At 32.7% G+C, this 16,835-nt stretch carries 21 protein-coding genes and 1 pseudogene; 5 read left to right on the forward strand and 17 right to left on the reverse strand.

Annotated elements, in window-relative coordinates:
* Positions 1–25: 25 nt before the first annotated feature.
* From IV57_RS00490 to IV57_RS00515, 6 genes are all read right to left on the reverse strand, one after another.
* Entirely contained in the window at positions 26–907 is an 882-nt protein-coding gene (locus tag IV57_RS00490) for a DNA/RNA non-specific endonuclease (RefSeq protein ID WP_057879522.1), read from the reverse strand.
* 94 nt (positions 908–1,001) lie between these two features.
* The gene (locus IV57_RS00495) at positions 1,002–1,331 is read right to left on the reverse strand and encodes a hypothetical protein (RefSeq protein ID WP_057879523.1); all 330 of its coding nucleotides are present in this window, start codon (positions 1,329–1,331) and stop codon (positions 1,002–1,004) included.
* 206 nt (positions 1,332–1,537) lie between these two features.
* Complete coding sequence (locus IV57_RS00500) at positions 1,538–2,431, reverse strand: alpha/beta hydrolase (RefSeq protein WP_057879524.1); 894 nt, start codon at positions 2,429–2,431, stop codon at positions 1,538–1,540.
* Positions 2,421–3,662, reverse strand: coding sequence for a PTS transporter subunit EIIC (locus IV57_RS00505; RefSeq protein WP_057879525.1), 1,242 nt, complete (start codon positions 3,660–3,662; stop codon positions 2,421–2,423). The genes IV57_RS00500 and IV57_RS00505 overlap by 11 nt, the downstream gene beginning before the upstream one ends.
* Positions 3,663–3,802: 140 nt before the next feature.
* Positions 3,803–4,435: a L,D-transpeptidase gene (locus tag IV57_RS00510; RefSeq protein ID WP_236704295.1), complete on the reverse strand. Its 633-nt coding sequence runs from the start codon at positions 4,433–4,435 to the stop codon at positions 3,803–3,805.
* Positions 4,436–4,678: 243 nt separating this feature from the next.
* Entirely contained in the window at positions 4,679–5,227 is a 549-nt protein-coding gene (locus tag IV57_RS00515) for a helix-turn-helix transcriptional regulator (RefSeq protein WP_057879527.1), read from the reverse strand.
* Positions 5,228–5,409: 182 nt separating this feature from the next.
* Here IV57_RS00515 and IV57_RS00520 point away from each other — a divergent pair, with 182 nt between their 5' ends.
* Positions 5,410–5,607, forward strand: coding sequence for a DUF3923 family protein (locus IV57_RS00520; RefSeq protein ID WP_057879528.1), 198 nt, complete (start codon positions 5,410–5,412; stop codon positions 5,605–5,607).
* Positions 5,608–5,815: 208 nt separating this feature from the next.
* Here the strand turns inward: IV57_RS00520 and IV57_RS00525 are convergent, their stop codons facing one another.
* The 8 genes from IV57_RS00525 to IV57_RS13070 all read right to left on the reverse strand — a co-directional run bounded on the left by IV57_RS00525 (position 5,816) and on the right by IV57_RS13070 (position 11,897).
* Positions 5,816–6,352, reverse strand: a complete 537-nt coding sequence (locus IV57_RS00525; RefSeq protein WP_057879529.1) for a glycoside hydrolase family 25 domain-containing protein — start codon at positions 6,350–6,352, stop codon at positions 5,816–5,818.
* Between the two features lie 223 nt (positions 6,353–6,575).
* The gene (locus IV57_RS00530) at positions 6,576–7,874 is read right to left on the reverse strand and encodes an FtsX-like permease family protein (RefSeq protein ID WP_057879530.1); all 1,299 of its coding nucleotides are present in this window, start codon (positions 7,872–7,874) and stop codon (positions 6,576–6,578) included.
* Positions 7,871–8,596 (reverse strand): ABC transporter ATP-binding protein, encoded by a 726-nt coding sequence (locus tag IV57_RS00535; protein ID WP_157051864.1) that lies wholly within the window; start codon positions 8,594–8,596, stop codon positions 7,871–7,873. The genes IV57_RS00530 and IV57_RS00535 overlap by 4 nt, the downstream gene beginning before the upstream one ends.
* A 12-nt stretch (positions 8,597–8,608) precedes the next feature.
* Positions 8,609–9,169 (reverse strand): helix-turn-helix domain-containing protein, encoded by a 561-nt coding sequence (locus IV57_RS00540; RefSeq protein WP_057879532.1) that lies wholly within the window; start codon positions 9,167–9,169, stop codon positions 8,609–8,611.
* A 336-nt stretch (positions 9,170–9,505) separates the two neighbouring features.
* Positions 9,506–9,790, reverse strand: a complete 285-nt coding sequence (locus tag IV57_RS00545; protein ID WP_057879533.1) for a LasU family protein — start codon at positions 9,788–9,790, stop codon at positions 9,506–9,508.
* A 569-nt stretch (positions 9,791–10,359) separates the two neighbouring features.
* On the reverse strand, positions 10,360–10,869 hold the full coding sequence (locus IV57_RS00550; RefSeq protein WP_057879534.1) for a hypothetical protein: 510 nt from the start codon (positions 10,867–10,869) through the stop codon (positions 10,360–10,362).
* Positions 10,870–11,217: 348 nt separating this feature from the next.
* Positions 11,218–11,724 carry a VanZ family protein gene (locus IV57_RS00555; RefSeq protein ID WP_057879535.1) on the reverse strand — a complete coding sequence of 169 codons (507 nt, stop codon included), beginning with the start codon at positions 11,722–11,724 and terminating at the stop codon, positions 11,218–11,220.
* Positions 11,725–11,744: 20 nt separating this feature from the next.
* Complete coding sequence (locus IV57_RS13070; RefSeq protein ID WP_157051865.1) at positions 11,745–11,897, reverse strand: hypothetical protein; 153 nt, start codon at positions 11,895–11,897, stop codon at positions 11,745–11,747.
* Between the two features lie 163 nt (positions 11,898–12,060).
* Between IV57_RS13070 and IV57_RS00560 the strand changes: the two genes are divergently transcribed.
* Positions 12,061–12,456, forward strand: coding sequence for a hypothetical protein (locus IV57_RS00560; protein ID WP_057879536.1), 396 nt, complete (start codon positions 12,061–12,063; stop codon positions 12,454–12,456).
* Positions 12,457–12,630: 174 nt separating this feature from the next.
* On the opposite strand, the gene IV57_RS00565 is transcribed toward IV57_RS00560, so the two are convergent.
* From IV57_RS00565 to IV57_RS12890, 3 genes and pseudogenes are all read right to left on the reverse strand, one after another.
* Positions 12,631–13,272 (reverse strand): HD domain-containing protein, encoded by a 642-nt coding sequence (locus tag IV57_RS00565; protein ID WP_057879537.1) that lies wholly within the window; start codon positions 13,270–13,272, stop codon positions 12,631–12,633.
* Between the two features lie 11 nt (positions 13,273–13,283).
* The gene (locus IV57_RS00570; protein ID WP_057879538.1) at positions 13,284–13,655 is read right to left on the reverse strand and encodes an iron-sulfur cluster biosynthesis family protein; all 372 of its coding nucleotides are present in this window, start codon (positions 13,653–13,655) and stop codon (positions 13,284–13,286) included.
* A gap of 163 nt (positions 13,656–13,818) precedes the next feature.
* Positions 13,819–14,016 (reverse strand): annotated as a pseudogene (locus IV57_RS12890) (hypothetical protein); the annotation flags it as partial.
* Between IV57_RS12890 and IV57_RS00575 the strand changes: the two are divergent.
* From IV57_RS00575 to IV57_RS00585, 3 genes are all read left to right on the forward strand, one after another.
* Positions 13,990–14,829 carry a tetratricopeptide repeat protein gene (locus IV57_RS00575; protein ID WP_057879539.1) on the forward strand — a complete coding sequence of 280 codons (840 nt, stop codon included), beginning with the start codon at positions 13,990–13,992 and terminating at the stop codon, positions 14,827–14,829. The pseudogene IV57_RS12890 and the gene IV57_RS00575 sit on opposite strands and share 27 nt — an antisense overlap.
* A 132-nt stretch (positions 14,830–14,961) precedes the next feature.
* The gene (locus IV57_RS00580) at positions 14,962–15,369 is read left to right on the forward strand and encodes an iron-sulfur cluster biosynthesis family protein (protein ID WP_057879540.1); all 408 of its coding nucleotides are present in this window, start codon (positions 14,962–14,964) and stop codon (positions 15,367–15,369) included.
* A gap of 215 nt (positions 15,370–15,584) precedes the next feature.
* Positions 15,585–16,805: an MFS transporter gene (locus IV57_RS00585; protein ID WP_057879541.1), complete on the forward strand. Its 1,221-nt coding sequence runs from the start codon at positions 15,585–15,587 to the stop codon at positions 16,803–16,805.
* The last annotated feature ends 30 nt before the right edge of the window (positions 16,806–16,835 follow it).

The raw sequence follows: 16,835 nt of genomic DNA on the forward strand, positions 1-16,835 counted from the left end.
GCAAGCCGTGGAACCCTTGAAAGCGTTAATAACTGGTGGAATTATTATTCTTATGGTGATAATATCTTTTGTGATGATTGCGATTTTGATATTGTGAATTGACCACTTGAACACGACCATCATCCCCCGCTACCTCAAAATTATTATCCGCTTGTGAACGGCCAGTGGCATAATCAAATTGAATTTTTGATTGTACATTCCATAAATAACGATTGAATTTCAATGTGCCGTCAGTCGATAATGCTTGAACCCAGACACCCCGTGCCATTAAATCATCACCATGAAAAATCGGGGTAACTTGGTATATAACTTTCTTATTCTGGGCCAATGCCGTGCGCACTAACTGTTCAGTTTCAGTCATCGTCTTTTGATTAGAAAACGCTGTTTGCGTAAAGAGATTGTAAGGATTATTGATACTTCCCAAATGTCCTTGATCAGTTTTCCCATTATCATTCAAATTAAAGGTCATTGTATAGGCAATCAGATGTCCTCTATTTTGGGGAATCACTCGTTCACCATTGATTTGTTTAGGCTCATTATGCCAACCAGTTGGTTTCCAAACTTGTTCCGTTCTGGTTTTGGATTTCCCTAGGTTGTTTCTGGTTAGATACGCGGTGGCTGTTCCCGTTCGATTTAAACTATCTAAACTAGAATAATCAATCCGTGACGTGGAAAAATCAGTTGCCGTTAAAGTAGTTGGTTGGTCATCATTCAAAATTTTAACTGGATTGTCTCCCGATTGATAAGTCCAGTTACTCATTTCACTAAGATTGGCTTTTGAAACAGTCTTTTGTTTTTTTACTTGGGTTGACTCGGTAGTGGTTTTATTACTATCGGTCACTGTGTTACTTGAACACGCTGACAGTAAAAACGGTATTAATAATAGTAGAAAAATCTTCTTTTTCATTTATTCCATCCTCATAATTAAGTTAAATCCATCCCCTTTTAAGTTACTCTATCTCACTCGAAAAATCTTGGTACAATCTGTATTTTTTTAAAACCTATTGCCGCCAAACTAATCCTGCTTGTGTGGCACTCCAATTAAGACCATCATATTCTGATTTCTCGACCCTAGTTTGATAATATAATTCAATCAATGACTTAGGAAAATCTTTGCTATTGGCTAAATATTTTTCGGAAATTTGCTGACATAATACTGATGAAATACAATCAATGTCTAGCTTTTTTTGAAATTGTTTAATACATCGTGAAACAAATATTTTTAAATCAGGCCTTTTTTCAAGTTGTGGATCGTTATAAACTACCTTCAATTCTTGCTCGATTTTACCCGCAATTTCTTCAAGTTCTTCTTGTTTTTCTTGACTTCTCATATTTAAACTCTCCCTCTATTACTTACCCTATCAATAAAATTACAATCATAATATAGTCGGAAATATTCTTCTTAGATAGTTAGAAAGAATCATTTATTATTAATTTTTCTCATCAAAAAAACAGCCATAAGCTCAACTGACAACTGAGTTTATGACTGTTTTTAATTAATTATTCTTAATTTTAATATCGGCTATATTTCAAATCACTATTTTCCATCTAAATCAGGTGAATGTGAATCCTGTCTGCCTTGCTGGCCTTGACGTCCCTGTGGTTTTTGCTGAGGATCAAGAATATATCGATTGATCAGATCGATTATTTGATCATTTTGTGGTAAATCAGAATGTTGTGCATCCGAACCAGAAACTGAAATAGTAGTAAAGTGTTTAACTTGTCCCTGATAAATGTATTTTCCAGCCATCACACTCCCCAGTGGGACTAGTCCATCTGAATTATAAGTTTCTGTTCCAGCCACAAAATAAACACTTAATGAAGTTGGTATTTTTTTCTTATCCTCAATAAAATCGGACAGCATTTGTGTTTTATGATGAACTGATTTTTCATTGAAATTATACGGTGAACCAATTGTCATCAATTGTTTTATTTTGATTTGATTAGAATAACTGGAATAATAATTCTCCAAAAAGGCTGTATAGATCAATCCTCCATTGGAATGACCAATGCCTTTGAAATTATTAAAATTATACTGTTTAGTCAACTGTTTAAAAGCAATATTGAACCAACGAGCTTGTTTTTTTATATTGCTATAGCCATCATGATTATTTTCAAAAGCTACAACAATTATCGGTTCATTGTCACCTTGACGTAATCGGCCACTAAAGTGTAATTTATCATCCGTCGTAACTTTAACCTTGATTAAACTATGGGGATTACGATTATTTTTATTCAACTTTTTTACTAAAGTATCAAACCGATTTTCCGTTGCTGAACTACCAGGAATCATGATTACCGGAGACATTTTAGAATTATGTACCCGCATCAAATCAGAAACATTATTTCGAGACCAATTAAGGGAAACGATGACCAAAACAATCGTTAAGATAATTCCTAACGCTGTTAAAACCCAGGTTTTAATTTTCATCGATCTCACCAGCTTTCTGACTGATCCTATCTGATAATTTAACAAACGGCAGATAAATAAAAACATCTAAAACAAGTAAAGCTACTCCTAAAATCAAAGATAACCAATTACCATTGGTTCCAATAAAAGCAATCAATGGTCCTGGAGTCCCTGATGGTACAGGATAGGCAACTGCTGGAATCCAATGAAGGATTATAAATAACGCTGCTATCAGCATATTAACTAATGGAACTAATACAAACGGAACTAAAAATACCGGATTAAATAAAATAGGAATCCCCAACATCATAGGGTAATGGTTATTAAATATTGCTGGGAATATAGCCCACTTTGAAACATTACGATTTTTAGATTTCTTAGAAAAAATCAAAATAGCAATAATTAAGGCCAGAACGACCCCACTACCACCAAAGTTGGCAAAACTGTGAAACAAGGTGGTATCAGTAAATTTATATGGGACATTCCAAGATGATCCAGCTTTTAGAGCAGCATTCATATTAGCCATTGAAGGCGCATCAGAAAAGGTTGGACTATTGGTAAACGGTCCCCCAACCGCCATCCAAGCTAATAAATTAGTCAAAACGCCCAATCCTAGAACGTACAATAATGCGTGCGATTGACTATGGTCAACGACAAAACTAGCCACATAGGTTGGCACTTCCATCTTTAACATAGCCATTCCTAAAAGGTTTATTAAGGCGGATATAATCATAATTATCAGAATGGGACTAACAATTTTATAACGTTGATCCAGTTTTGAATTCTCAAACGCAGTCAACAGACGACTACATAAATAACCAACAATTATTGCAATCAACATCCCTTGAGACATCAAAAAGGGACTAAAATTTGGAATCCCATCTGCAGTTGGTTGAAAAGCAATAACTAGATAGGCCAATAATCCTACTGCACCTGCTCGAGCAGTATTTTGACCGTATTCCTTAGCTGTGTAGTAAGCCGCACCATAAACAGCATACAGAGCAATCATTTCAATTGTACAGTGGAAAACGACCCCCATGATCCAGCTCAATTCATTATTATATGGTAACCAAGTTGTGATACCGAACATTCTTGCCATGTAACCATTTTTCGTTAAAAAAGCGAACTTGATTACTTCTGCAAAACTACCTAACAACATAATTGGAAAAAGTAATATTAGCGTATCACGGACAGCACTGGCTATTTTAGTATTACGTAATTTAGCTGATAAATATAATATTTGAACTAACATTTTAGCCCCCATAATTCAACAAATCGTCATTTTTTATTACCCACATATTATTGACTTTTTTAATCCTTTTATCCATATTATTAGATAAAAAAATACACTCACAAAGAATTTTTTCTTCATGAATGTTTATTTATAATTAATTAACCTTGATATTTACCATGAATAACAACCTTCATATCAGAAGGTACGTTGTCATAAACCCATTTACAGTCAGGAACTGATAAATGAACACAGCCATGTGACGATGGTTCACGGCCCAAAGTTTTCCCAATTGTTTCATCATATTTTCCATTAATATCTGTTGGTGTGGTGTGGAACAAATACTCACCATGATTCAAGAATGAGACCCAATAATATGCCCCCATTTTTAACGGTTCTGTATAGAAAAAGTCACCACGTTCATGTTGAATATAATAAGTTCCCCGTGGAGTCGTATCGTGTCTACCTGTTGAAGAATACATTGAATATAACTTAGTAGTACCATCCATGATATAAACACGCTGGGTCGCAATATCAACATCGATCCAAGCATTGGGATGTGCCTGCAAATCTGGATAAGCTTTCTTCTCTGATGGACTATCGTACTTAAAATTCTTTAAGCCAACCATATCCTTATCATCTTGAACCGTCTTTGGTGTATCAGCTTTTTTAGCAATACTTTTGGTCGATTTAGCAGATGCTGTTGTTTTAGTATTAGTTTTACTATCAGCTTCTACTTTAACATTGCCATTATTATTGATTGCATAAAAAGCCGCGGACCCCAATCCCAACACAAGCAAAATTGTTAGTACGATTTTATATATCCCTTTATATTTAATTGCTTTTTCCCCCGAATTTGTATATTACAGTTACATTTGTTCATTATACGTTTTCCTTAATGTGAAAAAAAGTCTAGATTGTAGTAGAAAATACGGTAGAACAAATATATGGATAAAAAAACAATCATAATGGTTAAAATATACCAACCGTTATAATTGTTTTATTAAAAACAAAAAATATTTTAAACTTCAATTTTATTATCTGAAATATAAAACTATTCCATTAATTATCGAAAATAAACCCACAACAACACTAGTAATCATTAATCCAAATCCCATATTAAATAAATTATTGATACCACCAATTAGAACCACTGTTCCAAATAATATAAGGTGAATCTGATTAAATAGTGTAGTATGCCAATTCAATCGTCTTCTTATCGATCCTTTTATAACAAGAAAAACAACTATCCAAACGATCAACATATCAAACCAATAAAGACCCTTATTTGTGGACACTTGAGTTAATCTTTCGAGCACCAAACAAAATAAAATACAACTCCATGCGGAAAATTTAATAATATTATTCACTGGGGATGGTTCATTTTTTGATATTAAAGAAGTCATAGACATTTGATAAAAATTTGCAATTGCTTGAATCGTATCCACATCTGGGTGATTACGATTTGTTTCCCAACTGGAAACAGTTTGACGCGATACATGTAATTCTCTTGCAAGATCCAGTTGTGTCAAATGATGATTTAACCGTAATTGTTTTAGTTTAGTACCAATATCGGATGAGCTCACTGTCAATTTCCCCCATATAATAAACAAAGTTCAAAATTTTATAACTTCTTCAAATTTAAAGTGCTATTTTTAATGGCGTCGTGCTATATCCCTCATTAACTTACATATAAATTCTCAATCTTGATACTATAATTATAGACTTAAATTATTCTATTTATTAAATAGCAATGGAGGATTTTATCATGTCAAAGCAAAAGATTATCAATATTATTATTGGAACTACATGGATGTTGATGGCACTATTCTTATATTTTCGTCAGACAGATGGTAGTGGTGCGACTAATAATACCTTAAACCAATTTGTTTCACTCTTCATTTGGTTATTTATAGGACTAATAATATTAGTTATAAGTTGGATTTATTGGCATCACAGGGATTAATTTATTTTATAATGTTTAGCTGTAACGTCGTTATACTTAGAATAGCATGGTTATTAATTCGTTATAAGTTCATGACATGGACTACCACTGCTATCGGAGATTTAAAATAAAGGGCTGAAGTGAACCTCAATAAGGCGGGTGGCCCTTTTTTCTGAGACTATAATTCCTCTTTCACTAGTATCTCAAGATCAATAATATTTATTACAACTTAAACTATATAATTTGAAGCGACCCACTCGTTTGTAGACACACGATGATATGTAATACCATCGACCAGCTTATTTTGACCAGTATACCAAAGCGTATTATTTGCTAATCCACGATCAGAAACAATACTCATACTTCCATCAGGCTGTAATGCTTTCAATGGAACATAAATTGAAGATGTGTTGTTAACACGAATAGTGTTAGTATCTGTTGACCCATTAGCATTCGTTGTGCCAGAATCATTTCCTTCACCATTACTGTAATCAGATGGTGTCTGATAACTAGTGAAAAAATCATCATACAATTGAGAAACATCAAAATTGCCATAACTACCTGCAAATTTATAAGTGCTTGTCCATTGCCAACCATGTGTCCATGAATATTCATTCATATTGGTGGCATCTGAAGGCCATTTAGCAATCCAACCTTTTTCTACATCAACATGCGTTCCTGTGAGACGAGCTGCAAATCCAACAGTTGAAGGTGTTTTTTGAAAATCTACTTTTACAGCTTCATCAAAAACAGCCTTATCTATCAATATCAGTGCTCCAACAGAAGACAAAACCAAAACATCAATTTCAATTATTGTTTTCTCATTTGTATTCTTCTTACCATTTAAAGGTATTCCTATTATTGCCAGTATAATCTCTGGAAGTGTAATTACTCTCGTAATATCAGGTATGGATCTGTTTGCTAATCATTTCCGTGAATAAGAATTGATTGTATTAAAAAATAGAGCTATGAATTTTGACGTTTAAAATTCATAGCTCTATTTTGTTCTTATTCAAATTTTTATCATACCATATTAATATGTTACATGTTTCCATTACTACTAAAACCACAAAGATTAATCCAGAAACCATCAATGGTAAATCGATTATTATCATAGTGTTAAAAGCATTAATCAGATGATCTCTAACAATAAAATATAAGAAAATGTTACTGATCAAAGAAACAATGAACAGCAGACAACTATTGAATAATATTTCTTCACTACGCTCATGTATCAACATTCCACGTGTAAAGCCAATTCTACTTAATTGTCCAAAATTTTCATATTGCTCTGGCTGCTTCAACATTGCTACTGAAACAGTATTAGCTATTACAATTATAAGAGGTGCGTCAACATAAATGATGAATGACACAACGATATTTTTCATATCCATATTATTTGGATCAGACAATCCAAACAGTAATTCTATCAATCCATAGATAATAGTTTGAACCACAATAATTGGAATTAAATCATCCCTTATTTTACTTGCATTAACGCTTGTTTGTTGAATTGCCAAGTTGCCAGTACTGCCGCAATTCTCAGGTAATAATAATCTTCCAATTTTTGCCAATATTTTTATTAAGTCTTGTCCCAAATAGATTTGAAATAATATCATCCAAAACAAAACGAGAAATAAACTTCGTCCAGATTCTGTTCGAGAACTAATTAAAATTATTTTTACAGATGAAACTATAAAACCAACGCTCACAACGACTTGTATGATTAACTTAAAATATTTCCCCGTTGATCTTATTTTAAGAATTTTCTTGGAATTTAAAACTCCTGACAGAAAACAAATCATGATAGATAATAAATTAACTATAACGAATAACATTGGTATTATTTTGAAATTAACTTCAGGTAACCAAACTTTTCCAATAAAATTTTGCAACGTATTATAAATGGAATCTATTGAAAACAACATAACTATATATCCCAAACAACTGCCTATAAATCCAACAAGACTCAACTGTACTGCAATAATAATTGATATTTGACGGGAATCTGCACCAAGAAACATCCACATTCTATACTCATCGCTTAATTCATTGACTATCGTTTTAATTACATTACTAATAACAAAAAATAATGTTATTCCACCAAAGAACATCGGCATGACAAAAATAGGTAAGGGATTGTTCTGTTGTGATGAAAGCTCTTTTTCAAGGGTAACTGCTCCTGTCAAACAAAAGCTTATCAACCAACCATAGACAATAAAGACAAAAATACCTGTCAACCACATCTTTATGGACGATTTAAATTGCAATAAACCCAATCTAATCATATTATTGCCTTCTTTGTTTCATTCATGGCACTAATTAATAACGGTTCAGTTGGATGGTTCACCTCAGCCATTACTTGTCCATCGTTAAGAACTAAAGCTCGGTCTGTTTGTGCTGCCTGTCCTATATCATGTGTAACCATTACTATACAAACACCTGAATCAGCCAGTTGCCTTAACTGATCAAAAATAATTTGTCTAGATGTCGAATCCAAGGCTCCAGTTGGTTCATCCGCAAAAATTATCTCAGCTTTCATTGTTAATGCACGGGCAATCGCCACTTTTTGTTGTTCGCCGCCTGATAATTCAGCAGGTAACTGTTTTAAATCAGCTTTAAAATTCAAGCTATTCATCAACTGATATATTTTCGTTTTATTAATCCTTTGGCGTGATAACCGTAATGGTAAAACAATATTATCAAACGCTGATAGTGCAGGTAACAGATTATAAGATTGAAAAATATAACTAATCTTCGTCCGCCGAAGTTTTGCTATTTTGCGTTCTGATATATTATTCAATAATTGATTATCAATTTTTACAGTACCAGATGTTGGTTGCACCAAGCCGGAAAGACATTTCAATAAAGTCGTTTTGCCTGATCCAGATGGTCCAATTATACTCAAAAATTCGCCCGAGCTTGTCTGCAGGTCAATTCCATGCAAAATTTCAATCTGATTGCCTTTATTTCCCATTACCTTAGTTACTTTGTTTGCCATTATCTTCATAATATTCATCCTCTAATTATTATTAGATTTCGTTCTAGGGACAACTTCATAAATAATTGAATTAATATTGTATCGATAATAAGCTTTTAAGATGTTCCAAAGATATTTAGTTATTTTCCATATTATCGGCAACATTATTGTCCCAACAATAAACATTACAAAACTAACAAGTAATCTCAGCAAATTGAACGATTTAACACTCTCAACTACCTGCCAGATAATTACCCCAGGAGCAATCAAGAATGCTCCTGCCATTACCCAAATGGTCAATATAATTGGTAATAAAATTATGACGATCATACAGAAAAATAGAAAGTTAAAAACCAAGCTTCCTAAAAAAGCATAGAAATTAAAATGATAAGTTTTTATTTGATTCTCCCCGAAAAAATATGATGGTTTGACATGGAATAATTCACTCAGATCTTGTACAGCCTGAATTGGAGGATTGTGTTTATCCTTTTCCCATCTGGCCACGGTCTGTTGTGTCACATATAATTTTTCAGCAACTTGATTTTGTGTCATCTTTTGTTCGATTCTCTTTTGCTTAATACGTGCTCCAATCAATTCTGTCATTTATAAAATCCTCCGCCTGAACATACTCATTAAGACATTATATATTCAAACTAACCAACAATTTATTTGATATATGATGCTCAGCACTGATATATCAAGGTTTTAAATATTGTTCTTCACAAAAAAACATAATTACCAACACAGCGTAACGCCGTGATGAAATTTCTTTATTTAATTCAAAAAAGCATTACTAAGTTTTAATTGTACATTTCTAACTTAGTAACACTTTTTAAAGGAAATAATATTTTTATTATTAATTAATCATTTTACTTTGATTCAATACTCCCCCACCAATTCAGTAAAAGTTCTCCTGTCCTTGTTCATCTATTAAAGCATTTAATTGTGATTCATTAAAAATATACCTATTGCTATAGACCCAAACCATAAAACACTCAAATATCCTTGAAATAGCTTTAGCCTCCATCCACCTTTTACTTTTCCATGATAGGCCTCAGTTAATGCATCTACATACAAAGCAAACGGTGAATATAAGAATAATCCGACCAATCCTATTGCAAATAAGTTGATCCAGGCTCCATGTAAGATATTTTTAATATAAAGACTAAAAATGAATATTCCTAATAATATAAACGTTGGCAATAATTCAAAAAATCGTTTCATAATTATCAACCTTCAATTCTCTAGTTTATTTATACTTTTGAAACACCCTAAACATCATCAGGAAATAAAATTTATACAGATACTACTTATACTGTATCACTTCAATGTAATCGATTACCAAAATAGAAGAATAATATGTTAGCTTCATCACCATTCCGCTATCCAATAATGAGGCCAATATATTATTTCAGTTAACCAATGCACTATATGAACAAATGCTCACCATTTTTAAACAGCTCTTGACAATATTGCTGATACCAAATTTATACTTAGTAATCAAACTATCGGCATAATCAATTTAAATAAAAAAACAAGAGCCATAATTGAATTCAATCATAACTCTCATTTAATAATTACTCTAATTATGAAGCAATCCGATAATATAACTCATTAGTAGCAGCACGTCGATATGTTACCCCATTGGCATCCTTTGTTTTATCAGTATGCCAAGAAGTATTATTTGCTAAAGCGTAATCCGCAACTGTTTCTGTATTAAAAGCAACTAATGGAACTTAATTTCTATTTGCGTTATTAGTTTTGATGACATTTTTTGAAGCGACATCATTTCCTTATATAACTGTACTCACCAATGTAAATATAAGACCTAAATAAAAAAAAACGCTAGATAAAGATAGTTGTTTTAAATGATTAAACAGTTCTGTTGAAGTATCCGTATATTTACTTTCATTATTTTCATTAAAATATTTTGTACATGTTTTAAATTTTAACTTCAAATAACTCTGTGACAGACCAAATTCCACAAGTGTAATAATTAAACAAATTGCAGAAACTAATCTAAAAAGACCATCATCTTGGTAAATATAACCAGCATATAATCCAATACATAATATTCCTATCATTACTCCCCAAAGAAGAATGAACAAAAGAATTAGTCTTGGAGTCCTTGGCCTTTCCTTGATTATTATTCTAGATATTTCTGCGTTAAATTGCTTAGACTTGTTTTTCCCTATACGGGTATTTACCTTACGAGCACGTTTTAAAGATACTCCACTGAGTACAACCAGAACAACCCCCAAGGTCAATAAAGCTATTTCCATTAAAAAACTTATGCCAAACATAAACTCTCCTTCTCCTAATTAAGATTAACAAACTTAATTTCTCCGTTGATCATGTTAACTTTCTACTGACTAGGTCATCAGTTACCTAACATAACTGAACATTAATACCATTAGCCCAATGATTACTGATTTTTGCCCTAATGGGCTCTACCTACAACAGTACAATAAACTATCTAATACTAGGAAAATTAATAAGGTAAAAGAGTATATCAACTTGAAAGAAATATCGTGGACTCAACCTCCTTCATCTTTCCCATACGATTATGATTTTAATTAAAATCTTACTGACTTGCTTAATTAATTATATTTGTTTGCTATTAAAATCTTGTTATGATTTCCGTTAAAGTTTTATAAATTCCGTTTTATTTTATCGTTAATAAATGTTTGATAAATCATCATCACCACTCCACCGATAACTATTCCAAGTGCGTTAGCAATCACATCATTAATATCACTACTACGATTGATCAACCAGGCATTGGACATGTAATATTGCAAAACTTCTATTCCACCACCAACAGCCACGCCGAGTATTCCAATGACTAATAATGGTAACTGGGGAACGAGTTTTTTGAGTAAAAACCCTAGAGGTATTGTCAGGATAATATTCTCAATAAATCCAGCGCCATGCAGATACAATCGGTGCAAATTAACTCGGCCAACCCCTGCTGGCATGATATAAACTGATGCTCCATCAAATGAAACCGGTGTAAACAAAATAGTTCCTAATCCTGCCAAATAAAGCAGGCTAATAAATAATAATTGACGTTTACTATTATCTTCAATTCTTGGTAAAACGATTAAACCACTTAAGGTTGCTAAAGTAAGTATCAGCAAGAGCGGTATCCAACGCATAATTTTAACCTTCTACAAAGCTATTTTTGTTGTGTAAATTTCATCAAATAGTCGTAGGCTTCCTCAATTGTTTTGAAATTCTGTTGTTGTCTAATCTCTTCTAACTTTAGTTGAGACTTTTTACTCAACTGTTTTATTCTGTCTTGTTTGGATAATTCTTTTTTATCTTTCATTTTATGACCTCATTAATAATTCTATTATGAAGTTATATACCTTTTTAAGCAATTTGTCATTAATATTTCATGGTCGAAAAATAAATGTCCTTGTCTCCTTTACTTAGATACTAATGGTAAGATTGAAATAAATACAGTGTTTCAAAGGAGTGTAATTTTTATTATGTTAATGATGGCCTTTGTTTTTTCAGCTCTATTATTTACTACAACCACAATTTGGATGGCCATTCTGGTCTTAAAACAACAAGTCAAGAAACTTTCATATACGGTTAACAAAAATGATCCATCAATCACTATTCAATTAAATCAAAAACTACGTCAAGAATTTGGTTTTGATTTTGTTTATATTGCGATGATATTTTTCGCTTTTTTAGCTTGGCAAAATAGTGTCATGATTCCAACTTTGACGGCCTTTGTAGTTCCCACTAGTTTGACTGTCAAATGTAGCTTATTAACCATAGTCAATTTAGCCAGTACACTCATTAACTACCTCTTCTTAAAACAGACCCGTACTAAAAACGAATTCATTCAAAATTTTTACAAAGAATATAATAATTAGTCAATATACATTCGTTTCAAATGTTTTTCTGTCATCATGCTAAACACCTTGGCATATCGACTCTTAAGATTAAAAAATGGAACTAAAACCGTCACTTGGCGATTTTAGTTCCATTTTGATTTTCAGGATAAATAATCGTTGATAATTGTTTAACCATCCCAATGTGATCAGAGCTTACTTTTCCCAAGGTGAGTTTATGATCGTATCGTAGAAGTTAAATCCTTTATAATCATCATCTAATCGTTTACTAATATCAGCGTTAACAGTTCCAAATGTACTGGCCGGTCTATTTTTAAATCCATTGTAAAATTCTTTTATAATATCATTTTTAAAGTCAATTGATTTAGGATAATCCTTTAAAATTAAATCTCTTATTTCTGGTGAAAATTCAGCGAAATTATCACCCATAACATCCATCCCCACACCATAATATAAAGCCCTGATCACATTATCTTTATGTTCTGGAATGCCAATTGTTGTATGCAAGGAAATAGCACCCCAAACCTGATCAATATCACTCTTATCAATCTGATATTGATTTAAAAATGCTCTGGCAGCATTAGCTCCATCAATCTCAAAACGATCACATTCGCTAGAATATTTCTTAGTTAACCCCATATCATGAAATAATGCAGCTACATATAATAACTCCAAATTTACACAACGGTCATCCTGTAAGCTCTTAACAGCTCCAAAGAAAAAGACTCGATGACAATGATTCCATAACAATTCATCACCATATTTTTTTAATAGTTCCCTAGTCTCTTGCGCCATTGCCGTATTAGGTAAGTTAATTCTATCCAATTTTTTTAACATTATTTTCCCTCCTAAAATTCCATCTCTGCTGTTTCGATGGGAACCATTCTTTTGATTGGTAATTGTGGTTCTAACAGCCCATTGGTACTCCACAACCGATAACTATCTGTATTAGCTTTAAAATCAATTCTCATTTCAGAATCCAAGTACCATTCAGTATCTCTATTAAAGAAGATCGGTCCAACTGTAGAATCAAGTTTCTTTTCAAATCCAGCAGGAACTAAATCAGCTCTAACAACCAATAACTGATATTTCAAACCATTTTCCATCAATAGTTTTGAGAAAGCTCCAATCCCATCATCCAAATCCAAAATCAGTTTATCGTTGCTGGTTCTAATTTCATTTATTCTGGCCATAGCTTCTGCATTAATTGTTAGTCTCATGATCTCTACCTCTTTCTCATTTTTATTTTTTAACGTATGTTCAACAATTAGAGTATATTCTCATACACTAAAAAAAGCAACGTTTTTTAACAGACGTTCAATAATTACCTAAAAAAATATCCAAATTGAAATTTCACTCTTCAATTTAGACATTTTTAACATACTATTTATTTGAATTACTCGATACCATAACCTGTGGATCAATCATTGGTTTCTCACCATTGTTTATAAAATAAACTTGATACCAAACTAAAAAGGTATAGATTGTCCACACTTTGCGCCGATCATCATTCAATCCTGCATAACAATCATCTAACATCCGTAAGATGATCCTTTGGTCAAAAAAGTCTGCGGCAAATTCAGTACTCGTTTAGGTATCTCTATCGAAGTTTTCGAAAAGAAAAGTTTTTATGAGAAACACGAATTTTATATCAATACGGTTTTAAACAAATTGGAACTATTAGTTAATAACCGTGACTATGCCAAAATGAAACCATATCTTAATGATGAAATTTTACAAAACCATTGTACTAATCCTCTGACCAAACAGTGTTTTCTTTGTTATCGTGGAATTTACACTAGTTATGGTGTTAAACAACCTCGTAAAGCCCTGGAAATCTATCGTCAAGCACTTCAAGAAACCAACGTTACAGCTTTTAGCGATATTTCAGACTTTCCTAAACATAAAGAAATTTATTCTAAAACCGAAACCCTATTAATTTCGGGTGCTGCTAGCTGTTATTACCTCTTAAAAGATTTCCAGAAAGCTGAAATTCTATTCAAAGTGGCTTCTCAGAATATCAGCAACATTGAAATGCAATTGTCAACTCAGATTCTAGGGACCATCTATTACAATGCCTGTAAAAATCTCAAAACTCTCAAAAAATACCCTCAGGCCATTGAAATAGCTCAAGACGGTCTAAGATTTGAAACTAATCGAAAAACTATCTATCGTTCGGCTGAGATTCTTTATGAACTCGGTGATATCTATTATCAACAAAATCAACTTGAGCTTGCTGAAAAATACTATATCAAATCAATGTACTTGTCCTATTCGACTAATAGCACCCATTTTTTACCATTACTTTTAACTAGCTTGAGAAAAAAAACCAATTTAAAACTATTACAAAAGAACCTCGTCATGCTCGATCTAATCAATTTAAAAAATCCCTGAAAGATATTTCTTCAAATTATGAGCAACATATTTGCATCAACTAACCTTATAGTGTAAATTATTAATTGTAATAAAGGTTTCGTACAAATCAATTTTGTGCAAATCATTTTCTTAATAGAAGGGAAATTAATTATGAAATTAAATATTAAAGATGAAGCAAAAACATACTTAGCAAATAAAATTCCTGCCGGCAGTCGTGTAATTTTGACAACTGACGATGGTTCAAATAAATATTCAAGTTTAGGTGGTAGTTGTGCCATTGGTGATAAATTTCAATTAGTTATTCTCAAGGATGCTGATTCTGACTACACAACTGAATTGGAAAACAATGCTGGTTATGAAATGAGCACTTTACCTTCATATGAATATCTTTTAGGTAATGGTCTTAATATTGATTTGGTTCACAATACCTTAGCTTTAAGAGATAACGGTGGTATCCTCGATGGTGCCCTTGGTGTTGTTGACTGGAGAAATGTTAAACCTGAAACTGCTGCTGAACGCCGTGAAAAGATGGAAAAACTTGGCGACAAGATCTGTTAATTAATTAAAATACAATTTAATCATCGTGGTGAATCGACTAATTATTTAGTTGATTCACCATTTTTTATTTTGAAATAGCACTAATGATTTTTTAATAAATATGTTAAAAATAAATCTACTGTAGCAAGTCAACCACTTGTACACAAGCAATCATTGTCTATCATCCACCTCTGATGTATTATTAAAAATAAATTAAAACATTGGAGATGTCATCAATGGCAAACCACAGTTTGATCCAACGTCAAATATCTTTATCAACTATTGCCACTTTTGTTTCAGGAATGAGCAATGGTTCTTTTACCTTTGCTATTGGTCTGTTGACCCTCAGAGAAAGTAAATCACCCATCTGGTTTGCCTGTACTCAAATCGTGTCACCAATCATTGCTTTATTGATCAATCGTATCGTTGGAAATATCGTTGATCATAACTCTCACAAAAAAATTCTTTTAAGCACTTATCTTGGTGAAATACTAATTATTGCTATGTATGCTTTTTTGATCAATCAAAATACGGCTGAATATTTAAAACTATCTTTGACTATCCTAGTCGTAATGTTAATTGGCATCTTCTCACTTTTTGAACAATCAGCCTATCAGTCGTCAATTATTGGCTTGGTACCAGAAGATAAAATTCAACAACTGAATTCACTTCAACGGACGGCTAGTTCTTTATCCTCGGTCATTGCCCCCAGTATCGGAGCCGCCCTTTTTAGTACACTTGGTATGTCCAAACTATTGATCTTTCAAATCATAATGATTCTGATTACTTTAATCTGCGTCAGTACCTTGGTATTTGAAGCTTTTAATCAAAATCAAGATACTGACAATTCACCTGAAATCAAAATATCTATTGGTGAGATTCTCAAAAGTAATCGCAAACTGATCTATTCCGTGAGTGCCGCCATTGGGGTTAACCTTTTTATTGCCATCTCTAATACTTCCATCCCGATCATGGCCTTGCACCAACTGAATTTTACTAATCAGCAGTATGCCCTGATCGAAACTATCTTTGGAATTGGTGCTGTAGCCAGTGGTTTAGTACTAGCGCGTTTCAAAACTTTTAAAAATCCAATTCGAATCAGTGCCTCAGCTATGATGGTCGCTGCAGCAACGATTTTTCTATTGGGTCTGTTTGCTAAACTTCCCTTTTCACATTTGGGAACTGTTAATTTGATTCTTCTAGCCGTCTTAATTCAGGGAATCTCTTTTACAGTCATGGAAGTTCCGATGGGTTCTTACATGCAGATGCACGTTGCTAAAAAAGTTCAGGGTTCATATTTTTCTTTTGTCTTTGGCGCCTCACAGGCAATCGTACCCATTGGCGTTATTATTGCTACTATCTTTTCTAGTGTCGCACCATATTTACTATTGATTGCCGGTATTTTGATGTTTATCTTCATTTTCACTATTTACAATATTTGGGGGAAAAATGTTTAAAAAAAATCAGTCTTGTCATTTTCGACAAAA

Source organism: Companilactobacillus kimchiensis, assembly GCF_001438805.1.
In the GTDB taxonomy this organism is placed as follows: Bacteria; Bacillota; Bacilli; order Lactobacillales; family Lactobacillaceae; genus Companilactobacillus; species Companilactobacillus kimchiensis.